The sequence below is a fragment of the Denitraticella aggregata genome, assembly GCF_048158365.1.
Taxonomy (GTDB): Bacteria; Pseudomonadota; Gammaproteobacteria; order Burkholderiales; family Rhodocyclaceae; genus Azoarcus_F.
Genome location: NZ_JBLLNL010000010.1, coordinates 43,093 through 58,837, shown reverse-complemented (window position 1 = coordinate 58,837; position 15,745 = coordinate 43,093). Strand labels below are relative to the sequence as shown.

The following is a 15,745-nucleotide window of genomic DNA, read 5'->3' as shown; positions in this document are numbered from 1 at the left end:
AGATCAGTGCTCGCGCCACTGTCGGAGCGTGTCCAGCACCAGGCCGATCGCGGGCGGTTCCGGGTCGGCCCCGAGCAGCCGCAGGAACATCCCGCGATGGGATGCATGCACGACCACCGGCTCGGGCGCATGCTCCAGCGCGACCGATTCCAGCGTGACGACGCCGTCACCGAGCAATTCGGTCGATTCGAGCAGCAGCCCGGCGATCAAGACGATCCGCACTTCGTCCGGCCACGGACGTGCGTTGAGTCCGGTCAGAAAGTCGCTTTCCGGTCGCAGGTCGATCTTGGCCACGCCGGTCCCGTCACGCAGCGCCGAGAAAGCCGGATACGGCCGGTCGACCAGATGCGGCAGTTGATCGCGTAACTCGAGCATCACCCGGAAGCGTGCGAATTCGGAACCATGGTTGGGCGTGCCGCCCAGAATGACCCCGCTCACCGGCGGCCCACCGAGCCGCTCCGGCTGCCCGACCGGATGGCGCCGGCGCGTGACGAAATCGCGTATCACCAGGCCACCCATGCTGTGGCCGACCAGCGCGACCGGCCGATCCGGATCGAGCGCGCGCCAATGCTCGGCGAGAAAGTCGGCACTGCGGTCTATGGCCTGATCGTTCGGATAGCGAAACTCCCACACCGCGAAACCGGCCGCATTCAGTAACGGAATCAGGTCATCCCAGATCGAACCGGGTTCGTCCAGTCCATGCACCAGCACCACGCCTGGTGCATCCGGGTCGGCGTGCTCCGAGCGCGCATGAAGTCCGTGCCAGCCATCGTCCTGATCCATCAGGTCGGTGAATTGGGCTTCCAGCCACTCGTGCCACGCGATGCGCAACGCACGCTCGTCGGCCGGATTGCGCTCCGACCATGCGGTCCACAGCCCGAACGCGAGCACGATCGCAAGCGCGAAGACGCTCCACCCCACCCTGCCCTTCAAACCCGAAGCCATTCCCATCCCCGCAGCACGCGACCCATTCTCAAAGCGAATTCTTGCAGATACGATCGCAATTGTGGCGATCGAACTGTTCGCGCTCTTCGTCGCCAACCTGACGACGATCGTCGCACGCGCGCCCGAGTTCCAGGAATCGCTGCTCGGCACGCTGCAGCAGGGCGCGGCGATGATCGGCATCGAAAGCACGCTGACCTGGGAGACGGTCCGGCGCGAGGTGCCGGGCAACTTCAACCTGCAGGGGATGATCCGCACCGGCTTCGTATCGATCGCCGGGCTGCTCGGGCTTAAGATCGCCGCGCAGATGCTGTTGGGCAACATCATCGAACCGCAGGTCATGAGCAATTCGCTGAATCTGAGCCCCTACGTGATGCTGATCAGCCTGACCGCATGGTCGAGCCTGTGGGGGATCGGCGGCGCGATCTTTTCGGTGCCGATCGCTGCCATCATGGTCATCGTGTTCTCGGAATTCGAAGGAACACGCCCGCTCGCGCTCCTGCTGCCGCTGAACGCTCAGATCCCCGAACGGGCCGACTGACCGGAGCGGCACGGGCGAGCGCGGATCCTGCTCGAGCAGCGGCGCCATGCGACCAATCCTTTCGGATACGACCAGTCAACCACCGCCTTCGGCCTGTCTATAGGCGCCGCGGGCAATGTGCGAACCCAAACCTTGCAGGCATTCCCGAAGGACGAAATGGATGCGATTCTGGCCAGGCTGGCCGGGTATCCGAGGGAAGCCCGGGGACAGGTCGGGTTCCATGGGCCGGATCGTTCGCATGGAACGAACGAAATGCGGACCTTGGCTCGAGCGTCCCCTCTCCCCGAGCCGGCCTTACCGGTCCCAGGCCCCGACAGCCCCGTAGGGGCCGCAGCCGGAACCCGGACATGCTTCGGGAACGGCACCACTCTGAGCTATGATGCGACCGCTAGGCGCACAACTTTCGACATAGTCGGTCGCCGAGCGGCCCCAACAAGAACGATCAGGAGACTACCCGATGAATCGCTTTTCACGCTTCGCTCTCAACTCGATCGCGGCGCTGGCGCTGGCCGCCGGCACGCTGTCGGCCCAGGCCGAGATACGCGTCACCTACAAGTCCGCGTCCGCCGGGACCGCTTACTACCAGATGGGCGTCGAACTGTCCGAGGCGATCCAGGCCGCCACCGGTGGCGTCGTCGTGCTGACGCTGGAAGAGAGCCAGGGCTCGGTCCAGAACGTGATGGAAGTGCTGGTGCGCCGTGGCAACTACGTGTTCACCACGCCACCCTCGCTGATCGAGCAGGCGCTCGCCGGCGAAGGCCCGTTCGCCGAACGCAAGGGCCCGCAGTTCCAGGACGTTCGCGGCCTGTTTCCGATCCCGGCGATCACGATGCACATCGTCGTGTCGGGCGGGGACGGCGTGATCGGGCTGGACGACATCCAGGGCAAGCACATCCTGATCGGGCGAGGCACCTTCGGCGCGCGGGAAGCGGCGCGCTATCTCGAACTGTTCGGCCTGAACGACAAGGTGCGGATCGCCAACGCCGAGATCGGCAGCGGACCAGACGCGCTTAAGAACGGGCAGATCGACGCCTTCGTCACCGCAAGCTCCTTCCCCACGCCGAATGTGATCGAAACGGCGGCGAGCATGCGCGTGAGCCTGGTGTCGATGAGCGACGAGCAGATCGACAAGACCGGCGCGGCCCGACAGACCATTCCCGCCGGCACCTACGCCGGCATCGACCAGGACGTGCACACCACGTCGCTGCCGGTCATCGCCTATGCAACCACGTCCATGGATGCGGACACCGCCTACGCGATCACGCGCGCGTTCTGGGAACGCCGCGAAGCGATGGCCGAGACCTCTCCGTGGTGGGGCGGCATCTCGACCGACATGATCGGCAACATCGCGGGCAGACTGCATCCGGGCGCGCTGCGCTACTACGACGAAGCCGGCATTCCGGTGCCCGACCGCCTGCGTTGATTCAACGGCCGCCATCGGACGCGGGGCCAGCCGGTCGCCCCGCGTCCGATGGCACACCCCTTCGATGTTTACATCCCTGCCCCCGTCGATGGCCCGGGCCGCGCAAGATCCGGGCGCGCTTCCATTGCGCCCCCACCCGGGATGGATCGTCCTCGGCGGGATCACCTGCATCTTCCATCTGGGGCTGATCTTCTACGGTCTGACGCCTGCCCTGGTCAGCCGACCCATTCACATGGCGCTGGGCCTGCCGTGGATCCTGATCCTGATGGCGCGCACGCCCTGGCAGCGTCGCAGCGGCTGGGTCCTGACCGTGTGCGGCATCGCCGCCTGCGGCTACATCGCGCTCAATGAGGACGCGCTGTCCAGCCAATACGGCTTCATCGACACGCCGTTCCAGATGACGGTCGCGGTGTTCCTGATCGGGCTGGCGCTCGAAGTTGCGCGACGCGCGATCGGCTGGCCATTGCCGCTGGTCGCGCTGCTGGCGCTGGGCTACGCGGTGTTCGGCGAGCATGTGCCCGGCCGGTTCGGACACCCCGGGTTGCCGATGCAGAGTTTTCTCGGCACGCTCACGATCGCCGAGGGCGGCCTGTGGGGCTCGCTGACCGGCGTCAGCGTCGGCGTGGTCGCGATCTTCGTGATCTTCGGCGCGGTGCTCAATGCCGGCGAAGCCGGACGCGGCTTCATGAACATCGCCAGTGCAGTCGCCGGGCGGCTGACCGGTGGCGCGGCCAAGGTGTCGGTGATCTCGTCCGCACTGATGGGCTCGATCTCGGGTTCGGCCTCGGCCAACGTCGCCTCGACCGGCGCGATCACGATCCCGACCATGGTCCGGCTCGGTTATCCGCGTTCGCTGGCGGGCGCGGTCGAGGCGGTCGCGTCGTCCGGCGGGCAGATCATGCCGCCGCTGATGGGCGCAGGCGCCTTCGTGATGGTCGAACTCACAGGCACGCCCTATACGCAGATTATGGCGGCCGCGATGCTGCCGGCCTTCCTGTATTTCGCGACCGTGTGGATCGGCATCGACGCATATGCGACCCGGCACGACCTGCGCCCGATGTCGGCCGACGAGCAACCCGGCCGCGGCGAGGTGCTGATGACATCCTTGTTCTTTGCAGTGCCCTTCACCGTGTTGCTCGAGCGCATCTTCCGTGGCGGCTTCACGCCGCAATACGCCGCGAGCACCGCGATCTTCGTGGGCGTGGCGCTGCTGTTCTTCAACGCACGCCTGCAGTTCTCGGTGCGGGGTTTCGCCACCCGCAGCGCCGACGCAATGCTGATCGCCGGCCGTCAGGTGGCGGTGATAGGCGCGATCATCATCTGCGCGTCGCTGATCATCGGTGTGCTTTCGATGACCGGCCTGGGTGTGAAGATCACGTCGGCGATCCTTTCGGTCTCGCGCGAATCGCTGTGGCCGGCGCTGCTGCTGACCGCGGTCGCATGCCTGGTGCTGGGCATGGAGGTGCCTACCACCGCCGCCTACGTGATCTGCGTGTCGGTCGCCGGTCCCGCACTGACCGCCCTCGGGCTGGACCCGCTGCTCGCCCATCTGTTCGTGTTCTGGTACGCGCTGCTGTCGACGATCACGCCACCGGTGTGCGGCGGCGTGTTCATCGCCGCCGGCATGGTCGACGAGAACTGGCTCAAGGTCGCGCTGAAGGCAATGGCGCTCGGCGTCGGCCTGTACATCATTCCACTGGCCATGGTCGCCAACCCGGACGTGATCCGCATCGCGTTCGACCCGCTCGCGGCGCTGCTCGACACCGTCAAGATCGGGATCGGCCTGGCCGCGGTCTCGTTCGGCTTGATCGCCCGACGCGCGGTGTGGCTACGAGTCGGCCTCGTCATCGCCGGCGCGCTGGTGATCTTCGCGATCTGAGCGGTCGGTGCGCGTCGATCCGCACTCTACGTTTCAGGTGCCAGCAGCCTCCTGCGCAGGCTACGCGATCCCCGAGGACAGGCCGCCCGGTGCGTTCAAGTCCGACAGCCTCCTAGAGCGTCGTCCACCGCGCCACGCGCTCTCCGAGCCACGCGGTCAGCAGCAGAAAGGCTGGCACGAATCCGATGAAGATCCGCAGCGCCCACTGGATGAACGGATGGGCATGATGGGCTTCGATGAAGAAGCGTGCGATCAGCGTGCCCTTGACCCACACGATCGCGGCGATCGCGAACGGTAGCCAGGGGGCGCCATGAAAGAGCCGGCCGGCACCGATGCTCACCAGCAACAGCAGCACGAGAATCAACCAGGCTGCGAAGATCGGGGTGCCGTTCGCCGGCGCGGATCGGTCATGCATTCGAGCGGTCTCCGTCGTCAGACCAGCACATAGCAGAGCGAAAAGATGATCAGCCAGATCATGTCGGTCACATGCCAGTAGCTGGCCAGGGCTTCCAGGCCGGAATACTCCGATGCATCGTAGGCCCCGACGATGTTGCGCGCCAGCACCCACAGCATCCCGAGAATGCCCCAGAAACCATGCACCAGATGGGTCAGCGTCAGGTAGTAATACACGGTGAAGAAGACGCCGGAATCGCCGCGGATGCCGTGCGCCAGATTCCAGCGGAACTCGAGATACTTGACCAGCGGATAGCCCAGCGCCAGCACCAGACCGCCGATCAGCCACGCGATCGATGCGCGGCGATTTCCGCCGCGGATCGCATTCACAGACAGCGCGATGAACAGGCTGCTGGTCAGCAGCAGCATCGTGATCGAGGCGCCCGCGAGCAGCGACAACTGCGTGTGCCCCGCCTCGAAGGCATCCGGAAAATGTGCGCGTGCGATGAAGTAAACGGTGAACAGCACCGCGAACTCGACGAACACGCAGGTGATGCCGACCCAGATGCCCTTGTTGCCGGGAATGCGACGATGCTGCGAGGAAACGTCGGGGGCCAGCGGATCGGGTTGGACGCGGGGACTCTGCCCCGTTCCGGCATCGAGCGCGAGGGTGTCGTTCAGTGTAGCGTGCATGCTTTGGAGATGACCGGCGTGACCACGCGGTGTGTCTTGAGACCGGTCCTGACTGTCTCAGGCCCTGCCATTGCGGCGCTGCGACGACCGGCCAGAAGCGGGAATCGATGCCTGCTCATGAATCCACCGCCGCCTTGACTTCCGGCACATCCAGGCCCCAATCGCCGTAGGTATACCAGTCATCGCCGAGCATCTCGATCGGATGCAGGGTGCGGCCGGAACCGTTCCCGCATTTGAGCGAATCTGTCGGGCAATACTGGTCACAACCCCAGCAGATGCGCTCGGGGTGCCTTGGATGCAGCGGAAACTTCCGGGCCATGTCGAATGATCCTTGGGCGCTCGAAACGGGCGGGGGTCGAACGGCACATTGCGTCTGAGCATGCGTCGGGACAGCGAATACCTGACAAGTATACTCGGGTATCGGATCCAGGACTTGATGCGGATCAAAGTCGGCCGAGATGCCTGGTGCAGACAAAAAGTTCACTTGCATCCGGGACCCGATAGTGAGTAACTACTCACTCATATCCTCTTCTGGAACGCCCAAGCCTGTCATGACCACGAAACACCTCACAGCCGAAGAGCGCCGCAACGTCACGATCGAAACCGTGATCGAGCTCGCGGGCGAGCAGAATCCGAGCGAGATCACCACCGCCACCATCACCGAGCGGATGAAGCTGAGTCAGGGGGCGCTGTTCCGGCATTTCCCGACCAAGGACGCACTGTGGGGATCGGTGATGGAATGGGTCGCGGCACGCCTGATGTCACGCATCGAGCACGCGGTGAAGGATGTGGCGAGTCCGCTCGACGCACTGCAGGCGATGTTCATGGCGCACGTGGGTTTCATCACCGACCACCCCGGCGTGCCACGCATGATGTTCGGTGAGCTGCAGCGCGCTGAGTCGACCGCACCCAAGCGCATGGCGCAGACGCTGATCAAACGCTATGGCGACAAGGTTCGCGCGCTGCTCGAGCGCGGCCAGGCGCTGGGCGAGATCGACCCCGAACTGGACATCACGGCCGCGGCCACGCTCTTCGTCGGGACGGTCCAGGGCCTCGTCATGCAATCGCTGCTCGCTGGTGACGTGCACCGCATCCGGGCCGAAGCGCCCGCAGTGCTGCAGATCTACCTGCGCGGCGTACGGGCATCGCGATGAAGACCTGGCTCGCCCGCAACGTGCGCAGGCTGGGCCTGTCGGCGGTGCTGCTGTCGCTGCTCGGCCTGCTTGCCTTCGTCGCGCTCCGGACAGGCCCGCTGGCCCCGGTGCCGGTCACGGTGGCGACAGTCGAGATCCAGGCACTGGTGCCCGCGCTGTTCGGCATCGGCACCGTGGAGGCCCGCTTCACCCATCGCATCGGCCCAACCTACGCGGGTCGCGTCAGGCATGTCACAGTGCAGCCCGGGGACCGGGTCTCGGCGGGACAGGTTCTGGGAGAGATGGATCCGGTCGACCTCGACGATCGCGTGAGCGCACAGGAAGCGGGTTTGCTGAGAGCCAAGGCCAACATGCTGTCGGCCGAAGCGCAGATTCGCGAGGCGAATGCGCGCAATACCTACGCCGAATCCCAGGCGGACCGATACGAACGCCTGCTCGAATCACGCACGGTCAGCGCCGACACGGTGGCCGCCAAGCGTCAGGAAGCCCTGGCGACCCGCGCGGCGCTGCAGGGCACACGTGCCGGGCTGGAAGCGGCGAAACAGGATTACGCCCGCCTCGGCGCGGAACTGGATGGTTTGCGACAGCAGCGCGCCAACCTCCAGCTGATCGCGCCGGCCGATGGCCTCGTGACGCGTCGGGACGCCGACCCGGGCACGACCGTCGTCGCAGGACAGGCGGTCGTGGAAATCGTCGAACCCGCCAGCGTATGGATCAATGCCCGCTTCGACCAACTCCGCGCCACTGGCCTGCAGACTGGCCTGCCCGCCCGCATCGCGCTGCGTTCGCGCGCAGGTAGCGCGATGGACGGTACCGTGGTCCGCGTCGAACCGCTAGCCGATGCGGTGACCGAGGAAGTGCTTGCCAAGGTGGACTTCGCCCGTCCGCCCGACAGCCTGCCCCCGATCGGAGAGCTGGCCGAAGTCACGGTGGCCCTGCCCGCGCTCCCCGAATGCCCGGTGGTGCCGAATGCGAGCGTGCAGCGCGTCGATGGCAGGCTCGGTGTGTGGGTCATCGACGACGATGCGCTCGCCTTCGTGCCGTTACGCCTGGGCACCACCGATCTCGATGGCCGGGTGCAGGTGCTCGAAGGGCTCGCGGGCGGTGAGCAGGTCGTGGTCTACAGTCACAAGGCGCTCGGTGCCGGAAGCCGCATCCGGATCGTCGACCGCCTGGTCGGGGCGGCACCATGATCAGCCTGGCTGGACGCGACATCCTGCATGCCTGGGGCAAGTTCGTGTTTACCGGCATCGGCCTGGGGCTGCTGATCGGCGTCACGCTGACCATGGCCGGCGTGTATCGCGGCATGGTCGATGACGCGAAGGTGCTGCTCGACAACAGCGGAGCGGACCTGTGGGTGGTGCAGCAGGACACACAGGGGCCGTACGCCGAGTCCTCCAGCGTGCATGACGACGTCTGGCGCAGCATCGTCGGCATGGAAGGCGTGCTGCGTGCGGCCAATGTGACCTATCTGACGATGCAGGTCCGCCAGGCGAGCGGAACGGCCGCGCGCGAAGTGCGTGCGATGGTGGTGGGCATCACCCCGGACGGTTCGGGACATCCCGGCCAGCCGGGCTATCTCGTGGCCGGACGGCACCTCACGCGCGGGCATTACGAGGCGGTCGTGGATATCGCCAGCGGCTTTGCGCTGGGCGAACGCATCCGCATCCGGCGCAACGAGTACACCGTCGTGGGGCTGACACGGCGCATGGTGTCCTCGGGTGGCGACCCGATGGTGTTCGTTCCGATCAAGGATGCACAGGAGGCCCAGTTCCTGAAGGACAACGACGCCATCGTGCGTCAGCGCGCGCGCACCGCACAGAACCCGGCCTTGAACCGCCCCGGTGTCCCGGGCCTGCTGGATGCGATCATCGCGTCGCAGAACGCGAACCCCTATGTGAACGCGGTACTCGTGCAGGTCGCGCCGGGCTTCGATCCGGAACGGGTGGCCGAGCCGATCCGGCGCTGGATGCGACTGACGGTCTACACCCGCGCGCAGATGGAGGACATCCTGATCGCTAAGCTGATCGCCACCTCCGCCCGCCAGATCGGCATGTTCCTGGTCATTCTGGCGATCGTCAGCGCCGCGATCGTCGCCTTCATCATCTACACGCTGACCCTGGGCAAGATCCGCGAGATCGCGGTGCTCAAGCTGATCGGCACGCGCAACCGCACGATCGCGGGCATGATCATGCAGCAGGCCGTCGGTCTGGGCCTGATCGGCTTTGCGGTGGGAAAGATCTCGGCAAGCGTGTGGGCACCGATCTTCCCGAAATATGTGCTGCTGGAGAACGGCGACACCGTGCGTGCGCTGCTTGCGGTGGTGGCGATCTGCGTGCTGGCCAGCCTGCTCGCGATCCGTGCCGCGCTGAAGGTGGATCCCGCGGAGGCGATCGGTGGCTGACACGACTCCGGCCGGCATGACGCGCGGCATCCACATCGAAGGCGTGACCAAGCGCTACGGCAGCGGCGACGCCGCCGTCGATGCGCTGAAGGGCGTGAACATGTCGGTGGCACCGGGTGAGGTCGTCGGTCTCATCGGTCCTTCCGGCTCCGGCAAGACCACGTTGCTCAAATGCCTGGGCGCAATCATCGAGCCGACCACCGGGCGCATGACGCTGGGCGCGAACACGATCTACGACCATGGCTGGAAGATTCGCGATCTGCGCGCGCTGCGTCGCGACCAGATCGGCTTCGTGTTTCAGGCGCCCTATCTGATTCCCTTTCTGGATGTCACCGACAACGTCGCGCTGCTGCCGATGCTGGCGGGCCGGTCGAATGCCGAGTCGCGCAGGCGTGCGCTCGAGCTGCTCGACGCGCTCGACGTCGCGCATCGCGCCCGCGCGATGCCCTCGCAGCTGTCGGGCGGCGAGCAACAACGCGTCGCGATCGCGCGCGCGCTGATCAACCGTCCGCCGGTGATTCTTGCGGACGAACCGACCGCACCGCTCGACAGCGAACGCGCGCTGGCGGTGATCGGTATCCTCAACCGCATGGCACGCGAGTTCGACACCGCGATCATCGTCGTCACGCACGACGAGAAGATCATTCCCACCTTTCGCCGGATCTACCACATCCGTGACGGGGTGACCCATGAGGAAGCGGGTGAAGGACGCGGATTCGGCCCGCGAACAAAGCAGCTCGGGATAGATTGAACGCGCCGCGCCTGCCGATTCGACTCGCAAATACCTGGCCAAAAGGAGTACATTCGCGCATCCTCATGCTTCTCCCCCGAATGCCCCAATGAAAAAGAACCTCTGGCTGCTGGCCATCGCGCAGGGCCTGTTCCTGACCAACAACGTGGTCTTCATCGCGATCAACGGCCTGGTCGGCCTGAGCCTCGCGCCGGCCGCGTGGATGGCGACGCTGCCGGTGATGGGCTACGTGGTCGGCGGCGCGATGTCCACCGGGCTGGTCGCGCGCAGTCAGCGCCTGTGGGGACGCAAGGTGTCGTTCCAGATCGGTCTGCTGGTGGCCTTCCTGACCGCGCTGCTGTGTGCGTTCGCTCTTCAGATACAGAATTTCTGGCTGCTCGTGGCCGGCACCGTGATCGCGGGCTATTACAGCGCCAACGGCCAGCTCTACCGCTTCGCCGCCGGCGAACTCGCACCACCATCGTTCCGCGAGAAGGCGGTGTCGCTGGTGCTGGCGGGCGGCCTGATCGGCGCCGTCATCGGTCCCAACCTGGCCAACTACACTCGCGATTCGTTCGGCGCGCCCTTTCTGGGCTCCTACCTCGCGCTGGCCGTGGTGGCGTTGATCTCGATGGCGTTCATGGCCGGCATCGACTTTGCGCCCGAACCGGTCAGGGAAAAGGGCAGCGGAAGCGGCCGCCCGCTAGCGGAGATCATGCGACAACCGGTGTTCATCGTGTCCACGATCGGCGCAGCCCTCGGCTACGGCGTGATGAACCTGCTGATGGCCGCCACGCCGCTGGCCATGGACATCTGCGGCATGCCCTTCTCCGATGCGGCACTGGTGCTCGAGTGGCACGTCATCGGCATGTTCGCGCCGGGTTTCTTCACCGGGCACCTGATCAAGCGCTTCGGCGTGCTGAACATCATGGGCGTCGGCGTGCTGCTCAATGCGGCCTGCATCATGATCGCGCTGTCCGGTCAGGACCTGCATCAGTTCCTGATCGGCCTGTTCCTGCTCGGCGTGGGCTGGAACTTCCTGTTCACCGGTAGCACCACGCTGGCGATGCAGGCCTATCGACCCGAGGAGAAGGACAAGGCGCAGGCGGCGATCAACTTCGCGGTGTTCGCGACGATGGCCCTGACCGCCTTCGCATCCGGCGCGCTGGTCACCACACAGGGCTGGGCGTTGCTCAATGCCGGCTCGCTGTTCCCGGTGGCGCTGACCGGGATGGCATTGATGTGGCTGGCGGCACGGCAGCGCCGGGAGGCTCGAAAAGTCCCGTGATGACCTCTTCCCACATCTCGCCGACCCCACGCGTCCTCGCGCCCCGCGCAACAATCTGACCGGATTCCGGCATAAAGGCCCGCCCATGTACCCCATCCAGGATGTCGACGCCCAGTTGCTGCTGGCGACGCTGACGGTCTCGAAGCGACGCCCTGCCTCACTGCCGGAGATCGTCGCCGCCGCCGAACTGTTCGGCTGGCCGGTCACCGCAGCCAGGGCGTGGGCCGCCGCGTTCGAGCGCTTCGCCACACACGGTCTGCTCGCCGCCGTCGAGGGCGGCTACGCGCTGACGCCGGCCGGCCAGACCCTGGTCGAAGGCCTGCCGAAAAAGGCCGAACCCGCGGAGCGGGTCTTCCTGGTGCGGGAACGACTGGCCGCGTACGAAGCTGCCGAACGCGGCGCCGCGATCCCGATGAGCGCCGAGCAGTTCGAGGCGGCGATACGGGCTCACGCCGAGCTCGCCCGCCAGGGCGGCAAGAACATGCTGATGCCCAAGCCCAGGCCGAACACATCCGAGCCGCCGCGCGGGGGCAAGGGGCGCAAGCCCTTCGGCGCCACCCGGCGCCGCCCGTGACCGGGCGCCCCCGGCCCATGCCAGCCCGTTGAAGTCAACGACCCCGCCGCCCCCCGCGGACAGCCGCGGCACCCGCGCCGCGCTGATCTTCGCGCTGACCGCCGAGCGCCTGTCCGTCTGGTACGAACACGGCCAATGGCCGACCGAGGCACAGGGCGCGAGCCTCGCCGCCGACTGGCTGGCCCGCACGCACCGCAGCCTCCCCCAGGCCGACCGCCGCCACCTGTCCGACCTCAGCGACCAACTGGCCCGCCGGATCGCCGACACGCTGTCGCGCGAGGCGGGCCTGTTCACCGCGCACGAGATGATGGAAGCGCTCGACCCGACCTACGATTCAGAGCTGGCCCGTTCGCTGATGGCCGAATGCGAGAGGTTGCTCGACAGGGGTTGAGCTGTTCGACGGATGCCCGACCACGCCGACGTGGAAACCTCGGGCCTTGACGATCCGACTGCCGCGTGTTGCGACCGGAGTCCGTTCAGTGAGGGTGGCCGAGATGGCGATCGAAGCGGGTGTGCATCGCGGTCTTCATGATCGCGAGAAAGTCCTCGCGATCGATCCAGTCACCCCTGCCGAGCACGCCGAGCGGGGGCGGGTCGCGCTACACTTCGATTCCATTTCCATCGGGCTCCCCGAAGGACGCTGGTCGTCAGGTCGCGCTGCACATGAACATCATTCCATTCGAGGCCCTGGCCTGTCCGCTGGACGGCCTGCCGTTGCGCCGCAGCGCCGCGACCTGGCGATGTGCCGGCGGCCACAGCTTCGACATCGCCAGCCAGGGCCATACCCATCTGCTGCCGGTGCAGCAGAAGCGCTCGCGCGACCCGGGCGACAGCAAGGACATGGTCGCCGCCCGGCGACGCTTTCTTGCGGCGGGTCACTATCAGCCGATCGCCGCCGCGACGAGCCGGGTCGCGCTCGCGGACTGCCCGCCGACCAAGACGCTGAGCTGTCTCGATGCCGGCTGCGGCGAGGGCTACTACCTGCGCCAGCTGGCAGGCGCGAGCGTTGACGGGCGGAGGCTCGCGCTGATCGGCCTCGACATCTCGAAATGGGCGGTCCTGTCGGCCGCGAAGCAGGACGGGCGGATGAGCTGGGTCGTCGGCAGCAACGCAAACCTGCCGGTGCTGCCAGCCACGCTCGACCGGGTGCTGTGCATGTTCGGCTTCCCGGTCTACGCCGAGTTTGCCAGAGTGCTGAAGCCGGACGGGCAGTTGGTGATGGTCGACGCCGGACCGGATCATCTGCGGGAACTGCGCGAAATCATCTACCCCAGCCTGAAACCGGAACGCAGCACCGACCTGCCGACGCCGCCCGGGTTCACGCATCTGGTCACCGATTCGGTCCGTTACCGCTTCACGCTCGCCGGGCGCGACCGGATTGCCGACCTGCTGACGATGACGCCGCACCTGTATCGCGCCAGCGCCGAGGGCCGGGCGAAGGCGGCGGCGCTGTCGTCGCTCGAACTGACCGTCGACGTGCGCCTGACGCGCTTCGGACGACGGGCCTGCGGTTGATCGCTTCGCCGATCCGGTCGGGTGCGCGAAGGCCCTTGTCCAGCCAACGCCTGCGGGCGAGGGGTCACTCGGACCCGAAGCCGCGGCGCGGCGCGCCGCGCTGCACGCTCAGCTGCTCCAGCGCGCGTGCAGCGCGTCGATGTTCCGGCTGTGCGTGACGATCATGACCTCGTCGCCCCGTTTCAGCTTCGTGTCCGGCTCCGGCAACGTGAAGCGCTCCTCCCGGTAGAAGAACATCAGCCGACTGTCCTTCGGAAGGTCGAGCTCACCGACCGGCTTTTCATCCTCCTCTCGTGCGACGAAGGAGAACACCCGGGCCTCGTCCTTCACCAGCGCGATGATTTCCATATGGTCCCGGCCTTCGAACATGTCGGCCAGAAAACGGCCCGTGGTCCGTGCCGGAATGATCAGATCCTTCAGGCCGAGTTCCAGGCACAGGTGCTCGAACTCCGGGTCGTCGATCTTCGGCACGACCCGGCCGTAGCCGAGCGACCGGCCGGCGAGGCTCGCCAGGATGTTGGTCTGGTCGTTTCCGGTGAGACAGAACAGGCAGTCGGTGTTCGCCGGGTCCGCTTCGCGCAGCAGCGCCACCTTGCTTCCGTCGCCGTGCAGAAACCCGCAGTCCATGTCCTCCGCGAGCGCCTCGATGCGATCCTTGTTCGAATCGATCATCACCACGTCATGGCCTGCCTTCAGCAGACGCCGCGCCGTCATCACCGCCAGGGACCCTGCCCCCACGAACACTGCTCTCATCAAGCCTCCGATCGATTGCCGAACCAGGTCTTCGGATAAAGCACCACCAGCAGCGCGAAGATCTCCACGCGGCCAGCCAGCATGTTGAGGCAGAGCAGGATCTTCAACAAGGGTTCCAGCTCGGGCCGCGTGATGCCGGTCGACAGCCCGACCGTGCCGGTTGCCGACACCACTTCGAACAATGCATCCAGCGCCGGGTAGCCGTAGGCGACGAAAACCAGCCACGACAGGAAGGTCCACACCGCAAAGAACAGCATGATCGCCAGCGCGCGCCACAGGTCGTCGTCCTCCATCCTGCGCTCGCCGAGCCGGGCATCGATGACCGCATGCCGCGGCGCCGCCGCGCGCGCCAGCGCCAGCTGCAGCAAGCGCACAAAGATCAGCAGGCGCAGCAGCTTGAAGCCACCCGCGGTCGAGCCGACGCTGCCGCCGACCAGCATCGAAGCGATCATCGCGAGCTTGGACGCATCGTCGAGTTCACCGATGGCGAGATTGGAGAATCCTGTCGTACTCTGCGTGCTCATGGCCAGCATCAGGGCCTCGTGCCAGGCCCGGCCGTCGACCGGCATCCACATCCACAGCAGTGCGGTGAGCAGCAGCGTGGTAACCACCAGCGCACGAAACTCGGGATCGGAGAACATCGCACCCGGGCCCCTCGACCAGCTGTCGTAGTAAAGCGCAAAGGATATCGCCCCGAACCACGAAAACAGCATCAGCACCGAGATCGTCGTGGCATCCAGGCGCGCCAGACTGTCGTCGAAGGAGGAAAAACCCCCGGTGGAGACCGCGCTCAGAGCGTGCACCAGCGCAACGAAACCGTCGCCAACGGCCCACCACACGCTGAACACCGCACACGCGGTCAGCATGCCGTACACCAGAATGATCCGCCGCGCGAAGATCCGCGTGGTGGACACCAGGGTTTCGCTGGTGGCCTCGGTTTCGATCAAGCGCCGCGCCGCCACGCCGTTGCGCATGACCAGTGCCAGGGACAGGATCACGATCCCGAGACCGCCATACCATTGCATCCAGGCGCGCGCAAACAGGAACGAACGCGGTCTGCCCTCGACCGACGCGGCGGTGCTCAGCCCGGTCGTGGTGATGCCCGACACTGCTTCGAACCACCCGTCCAGCCACGAGTCGCTGGCGATGCCGAGCGGATAGCTCATCGCGAGCGAACCGAGCAGGAAGGTCAGCGCCACGAGCACGAGCGCCTCGTTGTGCTGCAGCCGCTCGGAGGCGCTCATGCGCGCGAGCGGCAGCGCCGCGGCCAGCAGCACGATCACGACCAGCGCATAGGGACCGGCCAGCCGGAATTCGCCGAGCGCCACGGCTGCGAGAACCGGAACCGCGTTCAGGCCCGCAAGCGCCACGCCGAGCATGCCCAGATACTTCAGCAGCACCCGCCAGCGCACCGCGTAGCACAGGATCCCGACCTGTTTGGCCGTCATGGGCGGTT

Annotated in this window: 17 protein-coding genes; 11 read left to right on the top strand and 6 right to left on the bottom strand. The window is 66.4% G+C overall.

What is annotated here, in order from left to right:
- Positions 1-3: 3 nt before the first annotated feature.
- A complete protein-coding gene (locus ACKVEX_RS12845; RefSeq protein WP_473216135.1) occupies positions 4-945 on the bottom strand; it encodes an alpha/beta hydrolase in 942 nt (313 codons plus the stop codon).
- Between the two features lie 61 nt (positions 946-1,006).
- On the opposite strand from ACKVEX_RS12845, the gene ACKVEX_RS12840 reads away from it, so the two are divergent.
- The 3 genes from ACKVEX_RS12840 (at position 1,007) to ACKVEX_RS12830 (ending at position 4,785) form a co-directional block, all read left to right on the top strand.
- A complete protein-coding gene (locus ACKVEX_RS12840; RefSeq protein WP_473216134.1) occupies positions 1,007-1,483 on the top strand; it encodes an AI-2E family transporter in 477 nt (158 codons plus the stop codon).
- 457 nt (positions 1,484-1,940) lie between these two features.
- Entirely contained in the window at positions 1,941-2,906 is a 966-nt protein-coding gene (locus ACKVEX_RS12835) for a TAXI family TRAP transporter solute-binding subunit (protein ID WP_473216133.1), read from the top strand.
- Positions 2,907-2,970: 64 nt separating this feature from the next.
- Positions 2,971-4,785, top strand: coding sequence for a TRAP transporter permease (locus ACKVEX_RS12830; protein WP_473216132.1), 1,815 nt, complete (start codon positions 2,971-2,973; stop codon positions 4,783-4,785).
- 112 nt (positions 4,786-4,897) lie between these two features.
- Here the strand turns inward: ACKVEX_RS12830 and ACKVEX_RS12825 are convergent, their stop codons facing one another.
- The 3 genes from ACKVEX_RS12825 to ACKVEX_RS12815 all read right to left on the bottom strand — a co-directional run bounded on the left by ACKVEX_RS12825 (position 4,898) and on the right by ACKVEX_RS12815 (position 6,190).
- A complete protein-coding gene (locus ACKVEX_RS12825) occupies positions 4,898-5,200 on the bottom strand; it encodes a hypothetical protein (RefSeq protein ID WP_473216131.1) in 303 nt (100 codons plus the stop codon).
- A gap of 17 nt (positions 5,201-5,217) precedes the next feature.
- Positions 5,218-5,871 (bottom strand): cytochrome c oxidase subunit 3 family protein, encoded by a 654-nt coding sequence (locus tag ACKVEX_RS12820; protein WP_473216130.1) that lies wholly within the window; start codon positions 5,869-5,871, stop codon positions 5,218-5,220.
- 115 nt (positions 5,872-5,986) lie between these two features.
- Positions 5,987-6,190 (bottom strand): DUF3079 domain-containing protein, encoded by a 204-nt coding sequence (locus ACKVEX_RS12815; protein ID WP_473216129.1) that lies wholly within the window; start codon positions 6,188-6,190, stop codon positions 5,987-5,989.
- Positions 6,191-6,422: 232 nt separating this feature from the next.
- Between ACKVEX_RS12815 and ACKVEX_RS12810 the strand changes: the two genes are divergently transcribed.
- The 8 genes from ACKVEX_RS12810 (at position 6,423) to ACKVEX_RS12775 (ending at position 13,536) form a co-directional block, all read left to right on the top strand.
- Positions 6,423-7,025: a TetR/AcrR family transcriptional regulator gene (locus ACKVEX_RS12810; protein ID WP_473216128.1), complete on the top strand. Its 603-nt coding sequence runs from the start codon at positions 6,423-6,425 to the stop codon at positions 7,023-7,025.
- On the top strand, positions 7,022-8,218 hold the full coding sequence (locus ACKVEX_RS12805) for an efflux RND transporter periplasmic adaptor subunit (RefSeq protein WP_473216127.1): 1,197 nt from the start codon (positions 7,022-7,024) through the stop codon (positions 8,216-8,218). Before ACKVEX_RS12810 ends, ACKVEX_RS12805 begins: the two co-directional genes overlap by 4 nt.
- Positions 8,215-9,429 carry an ABC transporter permease gene (locus ACKVEX_RS12800; RefSeq protein WP_473216126.1) on the top strand — a complete coding sequence of 405 codons (1,215 nt, stop codon included), beginning with the start codon at positions 8,215-8,217 and terminating at the stop codon, positions 9,427-9,429. Before ACKVEX_RS12805 ends, ACKVEX_RS12800 begins: the two co-directional genes overlap by 4 nt.
- 16 nt (positions 9,430-9,445) lie before the next feature.
- A complete protein-coding gene (locus tag ACKVEX_RS12795; protein ID WP_473216190.1) occupies positions 9,446-10,180 on the top strand; it encodes an ABC transporter ATP-binding protein in 735 nt (244 codons plus the stop codon).
- An 88-nt stretch (positions 10,181-10,268) separates the two neighbouring features.
- A complete protein-coding gene (locus ACKVEX_RS12790; protein WP_473216125.1) occupies positions 10,269-11,447 on the top strand; it encodes an MFS transporter in 1,179 nt (392 codons plus the stop codon).
- Between the two features lie 85 nt (positions 11,448-11,532).
- Complete coding sequence (locus tag ACKVEX_RS12785) at positions 11,533-12,021, top strand: hypothetical protein (protein ID WP_473216124.1); 489 nt, start codon at positions 11,533-11,535, stop codon at positions 12,019-12,021.
- 28 nt (positions 12,022-12,049) lie between these two features.
- Entirely contained in the window at positions 12,050-12,412 is a 363-nt protein-coding gene (locus tag ACKVEX_RS12780) for a hypothetical protein (RefSeq protein ID WP_473216123.1), read from the top strand.
- A 272-nt stretch (positions 12,413-12,684) separates the two neighbouring features.
- Positions 12,685-13,536 (top strand): putative RNA methyltransferase, encoded by an 852-nt coding sequence (locus ACKVEX_RS12775; RefSeq protein WP_473216122.1) that lies wholly within the window; start codon positions 12,685-12,687, stop codon positions 13,534-13,536.
- Positions 13,537-13,644: 108 nt separating this feature from the next.
- Here the strand turns inward: ACKVEX_RS12775 and ACKVEX_RS12770 are convergent, their stop codons facing one another.
- Together ACKVEX_RS12770 and ACKVEX_RS12765 are read right to left on the bottom strand one after the other, a co-directional pair.
- Positions 13,645-14,289, bottom strand: a complete 645-nt coding sequence (locus ACKVEX_RS12770; RefSeq protein ID WP_473216121.1) for a potassium channel family protein — start codon at positions 14,287-14,289, stop codon at positions 13,645-13,647.
- Positions 14,289-15,737 (bottom strand): TrkH family potassium uptake protein, encoded by a 1,449-nt coding sequence (locus tag ACKVEX_RS12765; RefSeq protein WP_473216120.1) that lies wholly within the window; start codon positions 15,735-15,737, stop codon positions 14,289-14,291. Before ACKVEX_RS12765 ends, ACKVEX_RS12770 begins: the two co-directional genes overlap by 1 nt.
- Between the last annotated feature and the right edge of the window lie 8 nt (positions 15,738-15,745).